Annotated in this window: 11 protein-coding genes; 4 read left to right on the top strand and 7 right to left on the bottom strand. The window is 56.8% G+C overall.

Translation table 11 applies throughout. From position 1 onward, the window contains the following. Positions 1–3 precede the first annotated feature (3 nt). From argR to acs, 7 genes are all read right to left on the bottom strand, one after another. Positions 4–984: a transcriptional regulator ArgR gene (gene argR, locus CKW20_RS02970; RefSeq protein WP_095051593.1), complete on the bottom strand. Its 981-nt coding sequence runs from the start codon at positions 982–984 to the stop codon at positions 4–6. Positions 985–1,251: 267 nt separating this feature from the next. Then, positions 1,252–2,016 (bottom strand): ABC transporter ATP-binding protein, encoded by a 765-nt coding sequence (locus CKW20_RS02965; protein ID WP_007904680.1) that lies wholly within the window; start codon positions 2,014–2,016, stop codon positions 1,252–1,254. 27 nt (positions 2,017–2,043) lie between these two features. Then, entirely contained in the window at positions 2,044–3,156 is a 1,113-nt protein-coding gene (locus CKW20_RS02960) for a M14 family metallopeptidase (protein ID WP_095051592.1), read from the bottom strand. Position 3,157: 1 nt separating this feature from the next. Continuing rightward, positions 3,158–3,856 carry an ABC transporter permease gene (locus CKW20_RS02955; protein WP_095051591.1) on the bottom strand — a complete coding sequence of 233 codons (699 nt, stop codon included), beginning with the start codon at positions 3,854–3,856 and terminating at the stop codon, positions 3,158–3,160. After that, a complete protein-coding gene (locus CKW20_RS02950; RefSeq protein ID WP_007951063.1) occupies positions 3,853–4,542 on the bottom strand; it encodes an ABC transporter permease in 690 nt (229 codons plus the stop codon). Before CKW20_RS02950 ends, CKW20_RS02955 begins: the two co-directional genes overlap by 4 nt. Before the next feature lie 90 nt (positions 4,543–4,632). Then, complete coding sequence (locus CKW20_RS02945) at positions 4,633–5,406, bottom strand: ABC transporter substrate-binding protein (RefSeq protein WP_008009943.1); 774 nt, start codon at positions 5,404–5,406, stop codon at positions 4,633–4,635. Between the two features lie 698 nt (positions 5,407–6,104). Next, on the bottom strand, positions 6,105–8,060 hold the full coding sequence (gene acs / locus CKW20_RS02940) for an acetate--CoA ligase (RefSeq protein WP_095051590.1): 1,956 nt from the start codon (positions 8,058–8,060) through the stop codon (positions 6,105–6,107). A 465-nt stretch (positions 8,061–8,525) separates the two neighbouring features. Between acs and CKW20_RS02935 the strand changes: the two genes are divergently transcribed. From CKW20_RS02935 to CKW20_RS02920, 4 genes are all read left to right on the top strand, one after another. After that, positions 8,526–8,783, top strand: a complete 258-nt coding sequence (locus CKW20_RS02935) for a DUF2790 domain-containing protein (RefSeq protein ID WP_095051589.1) — start codon at positions 8,526–8,528, stop codon at positions 8,781–8,783. 187 nt (positions 8,784–8,970) lie between these two features. Further along, positions 8,971–9,243: a hypothetical protein gene (locus CKW20_RS02930; RefSeq protein ID WP_095051588.1), complete on the top strand. Its 273-nt coding sequence runs from the start codon at positions 8,971–8,973 to the stop codon at positions 9,241–9,243. A gap of 669 nt (positions 9,244–9,912) precedes the next feature. Then, entirely contained in the window at positions 9,913–11,163 is a 1,251-nt protein-coding gene (locus CKW20_RS02925; RefSeq protein WP_007934889.1) for a ribonucleotide-diphosphate reductase subunit beta, read from the top strand. A gap of 415 nt (positions 11,164–11,578) precedes the next feature. Next, entirely contained in the window at positions 11,579–13,165 is a 1,587-nt protein-coding gene (locus CKW20_RS02920; RefSeq protein ID WP_095051587.1) for a DNA cytosine methyltransferase, read from the top strand. The last annotated feature ends 131 nt before the right edge of the window (positions 13,166–13,296 follow it).

Raw genomic sequence — 13,296 nt, 5'->3', positions numbered from 1 at the left:
GAATCACCCGCGCTCGGAGGGCACCGATGACAACTCGAACGGACTGCTGCTGCGCCGCTGGTTGCGATCTTCCCGTGGCGTGGCGCCGAAGAAGTTGCGGTAGGCGCTGGAGAAATGCGGCCCCGAAGAGAAGCCACACGACAGGCCGATCTGGATGATCGACTTGCTGGTTTGCATCAACATCTGCCGGGCCTTGTTCAGGCGCAGTTCCAGGTAATACTGGCTCGGCACACGGTTGAGGTACTGCTTGAAGATCCGCTCCAGTTGCCGACGCGATACGCACACGTGCTGGGCGATTTCGTCGGTGGTCAGCGGCTCTTCGATGTTGGCTTCCATCAGCAACACCGCCTGGGTGAGCTTCGGATGACTGGAACCCAAGCGGTTCTGCAACGGAATGCGTTGACGCTCGCCGCCCTCACGGATGCGTTCGACGACGAGTTCTTCTGAAACCGCACCGGCCAGTTCGGCGCCGTGGTCACGGGCCAGCACTGCCAACAGCAAATCGAGTACCGACATGCCGCCGCACGCGGTCAAGCGATCGCGATCCCAGTCGAACAGGTGACTGGTGGCAATCACCTTCGGGAAGCGCTCGGCGAAATCGTCCTGCCAGCGCCAATGCACGGCAGCGCGATAACCGTCGAGCAAACCCAACTGCGCCAACGGGTAAACACCGGCCGACAAGCCGCCGATCACACACCCGGCTCGCACCTGTTGTTTCAGCGCGCTGCTGAGCGCCGGCGCAAGCGAGGTCGGCGGCTCATCGGCGAGCAGGAACAGTTTCTGGAAGTTTTCGAGCTTGCCGGCCCAGGGCTCACCCGGCAATTGCCAGGCGCCTTCGGTCTGCGGTTCGGCCTGCAAAAACGACAGCTCGTAAACAACGTCCGGATGCACACGCTGGGCAACACGCAAGGCCTCCTCAGCCAGCGCAAGCGTCAGAGCTTTAGTGCTGGGCCAAATCAGGAAACCAATTCGATGGGCAGTCATGGCGGGCAATCCGAAGCGAAGAACAGAATGAAGGCATGGGCCAAGGCTAGCCCGTAAATGAACACAAATCTCAAAACCAACAAAAATCAAATGTGGGAGCTGGCATGTCGCGCCCCTGTAGGAGCTGTCGAGTGAAACGAGGCTGCGATCTTTTGATCTTCAAAAAAACAAAGTCAAAAGATCGCAGCCTTCGGCAGCTCCTACAGGGGATCCGGGTCGGCCTTTAGGTTGTGAAGCATGACCTAATTTGGTGCGTAACGGGAGCGATTACTTAAGGCTGCCCGAGAGGAATTGTTGCAAACGTTCCGACTGCGGATTGACCAGCACTTCACGCGGGTTGCCGCTTTCTTCGACGACGCCTTTGTGCAGGAACACCAACTGGTTCGACACTTCACGGGCAAAGCCCATTTCGTGCGTCACCACCACCATGGTCCGGCCTTCCTGCGCCAGGGCCTGCATGACTTTCAGCACGTCACCGACCAACTCAGGGTCGAGGGCCGAGGTCGGTTCGTCGAACAACATCACCTCAGGCTCCATCGCCAGCGCACGGGCAATCGCCACACGCTGCTGCTCGCCGCCGGACATGTGGCCCGGGTAGGCATCCTTGCGATGAGCAACACCGACCTTGTTCAGGTAGTGCTCAGCCTTCTCGCGGGCTTCGGTCTTGGACATGCCGAGCACGTGGACCGGCGCTTCCATGATGTTTTCCATCGCGGTCATGTGCGACCACAGATTGAAATGCTGGAACACCATCGACAGGCGCGACCGCATGCGTTGCAGCTGTTTCGGGTCGGCGGCTTTCAGCGCGCCATCCTTGTTGGCGACCAGTTTCAGCTCTTCGTTGTTGAGCAGAATCTTGCCCGCGTGCGGCTGCTCAAGCAGGTTGATGCAGCGCAGGAATGTACTTTTGCCGGAGCCACTGGAGCCGATGATGCTGATCACATCGCCAGCCGCCGCTTTCAGGGACACGCCCTTGAGCACTTCGTGACTGCCATAGCGTTTATGCAGGTCTTGGACTTCAAGTTTGTACATGCGGTCGGTTCTCACAAAAACAGTCAGTCAGTCGTTGAGCAAGCGCCCGTGACGCAGCGCTTCGCGCCCCGCCACCTTGGCCAGCCAGAAACCGGGTTGGGCATAACGCAGCCGTTCAATGGCAAACAGCACCCCGGACGTACCAGCACACACCGTGCTGACCCGATCCGATAACGGATCGATCACTTCAAAAATCTCGTCGCCCGCTTCAACCCACTCACCGGGTTTACGCAGAAAACTCACCACGCCAGGATGCGGCGCGAACAGCAATTCGGTGCCTTCGAACGGCAGGCCTTCGCAAGCGTCTTGTGCAGGTTTCGGCCATTCGCCGCTGATCAGGCCTTGCTCGGCGAGGAATGCCAGAATGCCTTCGGCGTGAGCCACCGCCTCTGGGCGACCGGTATCGGCTTGGCCACCCAACTCGATGGTCGTCGCCAGACAGGCCAGTGGAATCTTGGCGTCCGGGAACAGACGCGACAGACGCAGCCATGGCAGCGAGCACGCTTCGTCAAAGGAGCTGCCGCCGGAATCTTCCGCCAGCAGACCGACCTTGACGTTCAAGTGCGCGGCCAGTGAACGCCAGTGCGGCCAGTGCTGCGGCAAGGCGTACATGTGCAGCGCCGCTTCGCAATCGCAATGCAAATCCAGCACTACGTCGGCAGTGCAGGCATGGCTGAGCAAGATGCGCTGCATGCCTTGCAACTGGCTCGCGGCAGGCGGCAATGCGGTCAGCACATCGCTCATGGTTTCACGGATCAAACGGATATTGGCGTGAGGATCGTCACCCAGATGCCCTTGCAGCTCAGCGGCCACGGGTTCGCTCAGCTCGACGAAATCCCGGTTGAAGTTCTTGCCGCTGCCGGCTTCGAAACGCCCCTGATGGTTCCCCTGAAGCAGTTGACCCAGGCCCATTGGGTTGGCCACCGGCACCAGTTCGATCACACCGTTCAGCAAGCCTTGGGCTTCGAGTTCGGTCAGGCGCTTTTTCAGCTCCCAGGCCGTGCGCATCCCCGGCAGTTCATCGGCGTGCAGGCTGGCCTGGATGTAGGCCTTGCGCTCGCCAGTGCCAAAACGGAACACCGAAATCCGGCGCTCGCTGCCCAGTTGGTTCCACGGCAATGCATGATCGATGCGTTCCATATCAGTGCTTCCGCGGGGCCAGATAGCCCAACCAGCGGTGCTCGGCCATTTTGAACAGGCGCACCAGAATGAACGTCAGGCACAGGTAGAACACGCCGGCGGTGATGTAGGCTTCGAACGGTAAGTAGAACTGAGCGTTGACCGTGCGCGCGGCACCGGTGATGTCGATCAGGGTCACGATGGACGCCAGACTGGTGGTCTGCAGCATCATGATCACTTCGTTGCTGTATTGCGGCAGTGCCCGGCGCAGGGCCGACGGCAGCAGGATCCGCTTGTACATTTTGAAGCGCGACATGCCCATGGCCTTGGCCGCTTCGATCTCGCCATTCGGCGTGGCGCGCAGGCTGCCGGCGATGATTTCGGCGGTGTAGGCGCTGGTGTTGATGGCGAAAGCCAGGCACGCACAGAACGTGGCGCTGGACAGCCATGGCCAGAGGAAGCTTTCACGCACCGCTTCGAATTGCGCCAGACCGTAGTAGATCAAAAACAGCTGCACCAGCATCGGCGTGCCGCGAATCACGTAGGTGAACAGCCAGGCACTCATGTTGACGACCGGCTGCTTGGAGACGCGCATCAGCCCCAGCGGCAGCGCCGCCAGCAGACCGAAGAACAGCGACAGCGCGAGCAGTTTGAGGGTGGTCACCAGGCCGCCGAAGTACAGCGGCAAGGCCTCCCAAATGACGTTGTAGTCGAAGATCATAGATCAGCCGCCCTTACGCCTACCGAGTAGCGCTTCTCAAGGTGACGCAATGCCAGCAACGAGACGCTGGTGATCACCAGGTACATCGCCGCCACTGCGAGGAAGAAGGTGAAAGGCTCGCGGGTAGCGTCTGCCGCCTGCTTGGCCTTGAACATCATGTCTTGCAGACCGACCACCGAAATCAGCGCGGTCGCCTTGGTCAATACCAGCCAGTTGTTGGTGAAACCCGGAATCGCCAGACGAATCATCTGCGGCACCAACACCCGGAAGAACACCTGAAAACTGCTCATGCCATACGCCATGCCGGCTTCTGCCTGCCCCTTCGGAATTGCCATGAAGGCACCACGGAAGGTTTCCGACAGGTACGCACCGAAGATGAAGCCCAAGGTGCCGATACCGGCGGCCAACGGGTTCAGGTCGATGTAGTCGTCATAGCCGAGCATCGGCGCGACGCGGTTGAGCAGGTCCTGGCCGCCGTAGAAAATCAGCAGGATCAACACTAGGTCGGGAATACCGCGGATCACCGTGGAATACAGATCGCCCAGCCAGGCCAGCCAGCGCACCGGCGACAGACGCAACGCTACGCCGATCAGCCCCAGAACGATGGCCAGGGCCATGGACGACAAGGCGAGCTGAAGCGTCAGCCATGCGCCATCGAGGATGACAGCCCCGTAGCCTTTCAACATGATTCAGGTCCTCGAAAGTTGGGATGAAAAAATGGCGCAAACCTCAGAGATCCTGTTGCTTGCGCCATTTCGGACTTACTGCGGGGACGATTACTTGCCGTAGATATCGAAGGCGAAGTACTTGTCCTGGATTTGCTTGTACTTGCCGTTCTCGCGAATGGCCGCGATCGCGGTGTTGATCTTGTCTTTCAAGGCGTCGCCCTTGCGAACCGCGATACCTACGCCGTCGCCGAAGTATTTGACGTCGGTGAAGGCCGGGCCAACGAAGGCGAAGCCCTTGCCGGCGTCGGTTTTCAGGAAACCGTCATCCAGCAGCGTAGCGTCTGCCACGGTGCCGTCGAGGCGGCCAGCGGCCACGTCGAGGTAGATTTCGTTCTGCGAGCCGTAAGGCTTGATCTCGGCACCCAACGGGGCCAGGACTTCGCGGGCGAAACGCTCGTGGATCGAACCACGTTGCACGCCGATGTTCTTGCCCTTCAACTCAGCCAGGTTTTCGCTGACCTGAGTGCCAGCCTTCATGACCAGGCGAGCCGGGGTGTTGTAGTACTTGTTGGTGAAGTCCACGGACTTCTTGCGGTCTTCAGTGATCGACATGGACGACAGGATCGCGTCGATCTTGCGCACTTTGAGTGCCGGAATCAGGCCGTCGAATTCTTGCTCGACCCACACGCACTTGACCTTCATCTCTTCGCACAGGGCATTGCCGATGTCGTAGTCGAAACCGACGATGCTGCCGTCCGGCGCCTTGGAGGCGAACGGAGGGTAAGCCGCTTCGATACCGATTTTTACGGGCTTGTCATCAGCGAAGGTCGGCAGGGACAGCACGGACAGTGCCAGGGCGCCAAGCAGCACAAGTTTCTTCATCTTGGGACTCCATCGGTAAAGGGCAAAAACGGCAGAGTGAGCGACAGCCCAATATGCGAATGGGTTAAACAGCGAAGCCGTGCTGCGTCCTGGGAACCGCGGGCTGATTTCAACATTGATTTCAACGCAGGCAACGACGAGCGAGTGATCGGCATTCTAACGACAGGCCGGAAGCCGATATTTCTTCAATGCGACAACAAATTACAGATGCACCGAGAAAGCCGCTTGAACGCGTTGACAGCCTTGCAATTTCATGCAAGAGCAAAAGACAGTGAACCGATCTATATTGCAAATTGCGGGCCCATTATTGGCAAACCCTTCTAATCCGGCAAGCACAGCGTGGGGTCTTATTTTTCATGCCGGGTTGAGAAGCCCTGAAACGGGGCTTTGCGTTTCCCAACGCCTCGTTGTCGGGCGTGCGGTTACACATTCAGTTACTTGAAGGGTGATGGGTAACAGTGGGAAATGGCCTACGGGGGAAGCCGATAATTATTGGGCGCCTGATAGATCGCCTTCGCGGGCAAGCCTCGCTCCTACAGGTTTGAGTCGATCAAAATTGGCGAACAATACAACCCTGTAGGAGCGAGGCTTGCCCGCGAAGAGGCCCGCACAGCCGACGACGCTCCCAACCTGATCACATAAAAAAACCCCACCAGACTCAACATCTGGCGGGGCTTCGATGACTCAAGAACCGGCGCTTACGCGACGTTCATGGTCTTATGCGTATCAATCAAATGCTGCACCACACCCGGGTCCGCCAGGGTCGAAATATCCCCCAACCCATCGTATTCCGCCGTCGCAATCTTGCGCAGAATCCGGCGCATGATCTTGCCCGAACGGGTTTTCGGCAGCCCCGGCGCCCACTGGATGACGTCCGGCGAAGCAATCGGGCCGATCTCTTTACGCACCCAGTTTTTCAGCTCGAGACGCAATTGCTCGCTCGTCTCTTCGCCAGCATTCAGGGTGACGTAGACATAAATGCCCTGCCCCTTGATGTCGTGCGGCACACCGACCACCGCCGCTTCGGCGACTTTCGGGTGCGCGACCATCGCGCTTTCGATCTCGGCAGTACCCATGCGGTGCCCGGAAACGTTAAGCACGTCATCCACGCGACCGGTGATCCAGTAGTAACCGTCTGCATCACGACGCGCACCGTCACCGGTGAAGTACATGCCACGGAACGTCTTGAAGTAGGTGTCGACGAAGCGGTCATGGTCGCCATACAGCGTGCGCGCCTGACCCGGCCACGAATCGAGAATCACCAGGTTGCCCTCGGCAACGCCTTCGATGATGTTGCCCAGGTTGTCCACCAGCGCCGGCACCACGCCGAAGAACGGACGCGCCGCAGAACCCGGCTTGAGGGCATGAGCGCCGGGCAGCGGGCTCATCATGTTGCCGCCGGTTTCGGTCTGCCACCAGGTATCGACGATCGGGCAACGGGACTTGCCGACATTCTTGTAATACCAGTCCCAAGCTTCCGGGTTGATCGGCTCGCCGACCGAACCCAGCAGACGCAGGCTGCTGCCATCGGCGCCTTCTACAGCGGCGGTACCCGAGGCCATCATCGCGCGGATCGCGGTCGGCGCGGTGTAGAGGATGTTGACCTTGTGCTTGTCGACGACCTTCGCCACCCGGGTGATGTCCGGATAGTTCGGCACGCCTTCGAACAGCAACGTGGTCGCGCCGTTGGCCAGCGGGCCGTAGACGATGTAACTGTGGCCGGTGACCCAACCGACGTCGGCGGTGCACCAGTAGATTTCGCCCGGACGGTAGTCGAACACGCGCTCGTGGGTCATCGCCGCATACAGCAGATAACCGCCGGTGGTGTGCTGCACGCCCTTCGGCTTGCCGGTGGAACCGGAGGTATAAAGGATGAACAGCGCTTCTTCGGCGCCCATTTCCTTCGGCGCGCAAACGGTGCCCGCCACTTTCATCAGGTCTTCGTACCAGATATCGCGATGCTGGTTCCACTTGATGCCACCACCGGTGCGCTTGCACACGATGACTTTCTGAATGCTGCTGGTTTCCGGGTTGGTCAGCGCGTCATCGACGTTGGCCTTGAGCGGGATCTTCTTGCCGGCACGAACGCCTTCATCGGCGGTGATCACTACTTTGGATTTGCAGTCGATGATGCGACCGGCCAGGGCTTCCGGCGAGAAACCGCCGAACACTACCGAGTGAATCGCGCCGATCCGGGTGCAGGCCAGCATGGCGACCACGGCTTCGGGAATCATCGGCATGTAGATCGTCACGACGTCGCCGCGGTGCACATCCTGGCCGCGCAAGGCGTTAGCGAACTTGCAGACTTCTTCATGCAGCTCGCGGTAGGTGATGTTGCGGCTTTCGGCAGGGTCATCCCCTTCCCAAATAATCGCGATTTGATCGCCGCGCTCGGCCAGATGACGGTCGAGGCAGTTGTAGGAAACGTTCAGCGTGCCGTCGGCGAACCATTTGATGTCGACATGGTGATCGTCGAAGGACGTCTGCTTCACCGTGGTGAAAGGCTTGATCCAGTCGAGGCGCTTGGCTTGTTCGCGCCAGAAGCCGTCCGGGTTGACGACCGACTGCTGGTACATGGCCTTATAGGTGGCCTCGTCAGTCAGCGTATTGGCTGCTACCTCGGGACGAACGGGATACAAAGAAGCCGCACTCATCTTTCTTACCTCGGTGGAATAGTTGTTTTTGTATGGCCCCAGTTGTAGCCGGGCGGGGCCTATAGAACCATTCGACGATGGTAGTAACAAGCCCCTACAAAATGTGGCTATACCGCGACGAGGCGCTCAAACCCGGCCATTAGGGCCTACGTAGAAGCAGGCGAAGCCTGTGATCTTTTGATCTTCGGCTTTTTCAGTCGAAAGATCGCAGTCTTCGGCAGATTCTGCGCAGTGGAGATGGGCTGGCTCGCGGGGATTGTTACCAAATCTGCCAAAGGTGTTTCTCAAAAGCACGGCTATATGCGCGCCACCCCCAAGCCTAAAATCGGTCTCGCCAACAAGGCAACGTGATTAACCCAGTTGCAGCCCCCACGAAGGCAGTTAATCCAAGACTCTTTATTAAAGCTCCAAACGCCATCCCAAAGATTGCGCGACCCCATTCGACCTCAGAAAGGTAAATTTCAAATGAAAGCTTTATTGGTTCTGGCCCTCAGCAGTCTGTGCGCAACCGCCATGGCAGATGAGGTTCCGACTGATGTCGCACAGCAGCCCATCGAGGAATACACATACTCCACCCATCTGGACATTGCCAAAGTGGTATCGATGAGTGAAATCCCGAATGTCTGCGAAGTTGTTCCGGCAAAAATGGAATACGACGATTCCAAAGGCCAGCGGCACATTCTGCGCTACAGCGTCATGGGTAACGGCTGCTCTAACGGCTGATCCGCCTACTTTTATTTCCCAAGATTCGACCCATCCGCCCGCTTTAAAAGACAAATGAAGTGCTGAGCAACGCATCGATAAATGCGATTATTTAAGGCAATTATTTGCGCTTTTTAATCAAAATAGTTGACGTAGTATGAATTCCACACCCAAGGCACAAAACGCCAACCAACCTGGAGCCACTACCATGAAAACCAAATTGATCCTCGCCCTGACCCTTTCCGTCCTGGCTGCCAATACCTTCGCCGCCGATGGCTACGACCGCACTGGCTCGGCTGCTTTCACTGAAGCGGCTGTCGCTTCTGATGGTTACGACCATACTGGTTCGGCGTCTTTTGCTTCTGATGGTTTTGATCGCACTGGCGCTGCCAAGGTCGCTGCTGATGGCTTTGATCACACTGGCGCCGCCAAAGTCGCTGCTGACGGTTCTGACCACGTAGGTGCAGCTCGTTTCAGCTGAAAACTGAACGCGACCTCACAGCCCGACTTCGGCCGGGCGTAGTTGTGTCTGGAGTGGTCAAAAATCGACCAAAACCACTACATGTAGTAAAAATCGCCATTTTTGGCTGTTTTTTGAGCAATCCATTTCAAGAACATTTTCAGTCAAAAACTGCACACAATCCCGCCCACAAAAACCCTTCGCCGCCCCTGAAAGCCCCGTCCCACCTGACTTGCAACACAACAACAGACCATAACGACGCGATCACCCTGACCTCACCGTCAAAAACCAGCCAAAACAGGCGAAAAAAAAACTTCCTTCGCCAAAGCCCTGTAAACCCTCGCTCCAACCTGAAAACGCCCCTCGCCGTCCCCTCCAGGTGCCACTTCGTCGCACCACGGGGCTGAAAATTTCCTTATAATGCGCACTTAAACGGGGCTGCAATATTCCCTTACAGGGTGAAAAGCCAGTCTGAAGCCCACGCAGAAGCAGTTCATGTTTTCTGCGCCCATCAGCGGCTTCGGGAACCCGTACAAAATTCTGTTTGTTGCCTGCGTACCGCTGCAAAAAACGGTACCGCTGCAAAAAACGATTTCCTTTAGATCCAACGCGGCCAGTACCGGCCGTGTGAAAAACCAACCTATCAGTTTTCACACGGGCAACTGGCCCTCACGCAGGAGACGACACGTCATGCTGAGCTGGGACGAATTCGACAAAGAAGATGACGGCGAAGTCGCTGTAAAAGGCGCCAATGCCGGCCACGCTTCTGAAGCCAACATGGACCGCCTCGACAGCGCCGGTGGTGCCGCCGCTCAAGAGGCCCGCGCCGTGACCGCGACGGACTCCGCCGCGATCGCCCGCGCCAAGGCTGCCCTGGATTCCCTCGACGTCGCCGAAGGCCTCGCCGAACTGGAAGGCGCCTCTGCCCGTGTAGCTGTCGATGAAAAGCGCATGATCAACTGCCGCGCCGACCTCAACCAGCTCGTCCCGTTCAAGTACGACTGGGCATGGCAGAAGTACCTGGACGGCTGCGCAAACCACTGGATGCCGCAAGAAGTCAACATGACCGCCGACATCGCCCTCTGGAAAAACCCGGAAGGCCTGACCGACGACGAGCGCCGCATCGTGATGCGCAACCTCGGCTTCTTCTCCACCGCCGACTCCCTGGTTGCCAACAACCTGGTCCTGGCCGTGTACCGCCTGATCACCAACCCGGAATGCCGCCAGTACATCCTGCGCCAGGCCTTCGAAGAGGCGATCCACACCCACGCCTACCAGTACTGCATCGAATCGCTGGCCATGGATGAAGGCGAAATCTTCAACATGTACCACGAGATCCCATCGGTCGCGAAAAAAGCCACCTGGGGCTTGAAATACACCCGCTCGATCTCCGATCCGAAGTTCGAAACCGGCACCGTCGAAACCGACAAAGAACTGCTGCGCAACCTGATCGCCTACTACTGCGTTCTGGAAGGCATCTTCTTCTACTGCGGCTTCACCCAAATCCTCTCCATGGGCCGCCGCAACAAAATGACCGGCGTCGCCGAGCAGTTCCAGTACATCCTGCGCGACGAATCCATGCACCTGAACTTCGGCATCGACGTGATCAACCAGATCAAAATCGAAAACCCGCACCTGTGGGATGCCGAAATGAAGGAAGAAGCTTCGCAGATGATTCTGCAGGGTACTCAGCTGGAGATTGAATACGCGCGGGATACCATGCCTCGTGGGGTGTTGGGCATGAATGCGGCGATGATGGAGGACTACCTGAAGTTCATCGCTAACCGTCGTTTGTCGCAGATTGGTTTGAAAGAGGAATACCCAGGGACTACTAACCCGTTCCCTTGGATGAGCGAGATTATGGACTTGAAGAAAGAGAAGAATTTCTTTGAGACTCGGGTTATTGAGTATCAGACTGGCGGGGCTTTGAGCTGGGATTGATCTCCTAGTTTCTCCGCGATTTGACGATGGTGTCGTACATCGGAAAATCGAAAAACTGAAAGCCCCGATCTGATCGGGGCTTTTTTATTCGGCCATGGATATTCACCCCTCCTCACGTTTAGAAAATTCTTACAACACTTACAGCAGTTTCGGCCTCAATGGCCACTCAAAACTCATAACCGTTATGGCAGCCCGACCGTTGAGGCCTTTGCTACAAAATGAAATGGGCCGGAAGCCTTGTCGCATACCTACAGCGGTGGAACTCGGTACCTCTACCTAAAGTTCATTTCTTGCCCGGTACCTAGTGAACCGTTACCATTTATCGCACATAGGGCGTGTCACTTCTGGGCCGCAACTCACCTGAGCGCTATAGTGCGCTTTTTTTATTTTCGTCTTAGGCGCATCGACTAAATCAATGAAATATAAGGATTCTATCCCGGTCATCGACCTCTTTGCTGGCCCGGGCGGTCTCGGGGAGGGATTCTCTTCAATCGGCGGCCCCGAGAAGGGAGTACGTAAGTTTCAGCTTCGTGTCTCGATCGAGAAAGATCCTGTCGCTCACGCGACTTTATCTCTCCGCGCATTGTTTCGCGCTTTTCCGAAAGGCGAAGCGCCAGACGCTTACTACCAATACATCCGGGGCGAAATTACTCGCGACGAGCTTTTCAAACATCCGGACATCCCGGCAGAAGCCATAGAGGCCGCGAAAGAAGCTAAGCTCGCAGAGCTTGGTAAAATTTCGCCGGATGAGGTTGACAATTGGATCAAGGAAGCTCTGATTGGCGCAGGTGAATGGATTCTCATAGGCGGCCCGCCGTGCCAAGCATACTCTGTAGCAGGCCGTGCCCGTCGGACACGCGAAAGCCAAGAGAAGTTTGAAAGTGACGAGAAACACTTCCTCTATAAAGAATATCTGCGGATTATTCGCGAGTTCAAACCTACTATCTTCGTCATGGAGAATGTGAAAGGCATACTGTCCTCGAAGCACAGCGGCTCGAACATTTTCCAACAAATTTTCGAGGACCTCTCGACTCCCGGCGGAGACCTTTCGTACAACATCCGCTCCTTAGTCGTCCCTAAAGATGTGGAGAAACCAGATCCACATGACTTTGTCATTCAAGCAGAACGTCACGGTCTTCCGCAGGCTCGACATAGGGTTATCCTGCTTGGGATTCGCTCTGACGTTGCCTCGAACTGTCCTGCTCTATTGGAGCGTCCGCACAAGTTTGTAATGGAACCCAGCAAAACGGTTTTCACAGTTGGGCAGGCTTTATCAGGACTCCCTTCAGTACGGAGCAAAATTTCAAGGGGAGGAGATTCCCTCGAAGCCTGGCTCTCCGCTTTGGAGGAGGCCAGTTCTATGCTTTTACAATCTTATGAAGCTGGCCGGGGAGATTTAATAGATGCCATGAAAAGTGCTGCAGAAGACGCACGGAGGCTGAAATCTAGTGGCAGTGGATTTATACCTTGGAATGTAGTTCCAGAAATGAATACCAAGCAACGCGAGTGGTTCCTCGACCCAAGACTGAAAGGGGTGCTACAGCATGAGGCCAGGAGCCATATGCGCTCTGACCTCCATAGGTATATTTTTGCAGCAAGCTACGCAAGGCTGAAAGGCACCTCGCCCAAAATACACCAATTCCCTGCGCAACTCCTGCCAGCTCATGAAAACGTGTCTTCCGACTCCGTCCCCTTTAGTGACCGTTTCAGAGTTCAAATGGAAGATGGCCCGTCTACCACAGTCGTCGCCCACATAGCTAAAGATGGCCATTACTACATTCACCCGGATCCAAGTCAGTGCCGCAGTTTGACTGTTCGAGAAGCCGCGCGACTGCAAACTTTTCCTGACAATTACTTCTTCGAGGGGAATAGAACACAGCAGTACACACAGATCGGAAACGCAGTCCCGCCGCTTCTTGCTAGAAAAATCGCAGCTGTTGTCGCTGCGATTATCGACTCCTATAGATCAGATAAAAACGGTCAAGCGACACTTGGCATTTGATTGAACCGGACAGACTATCGAGCAGCGCAATCAGCGCCAGATAATTTCGGGGGCAGGCAACCGCAACGACAACGAATTTTCAGCCTGCCTCTGCCAATGAAAATTCGCGACTTACTAACCCTGCACCCATA

The organism is Pseudomonas sp. Irchel s3b2 (assembly GCF_900187445.1).
Taxonomy (GTDB): Bacteria; Pseudomonadota; Gammaproteobacteria; order Pseudomonadales; family Pseudomonadaceae; genus Aquipseudomonas.
This window is presented reverse-complemented; position numbering and strand designations above follow the sequence as displayed.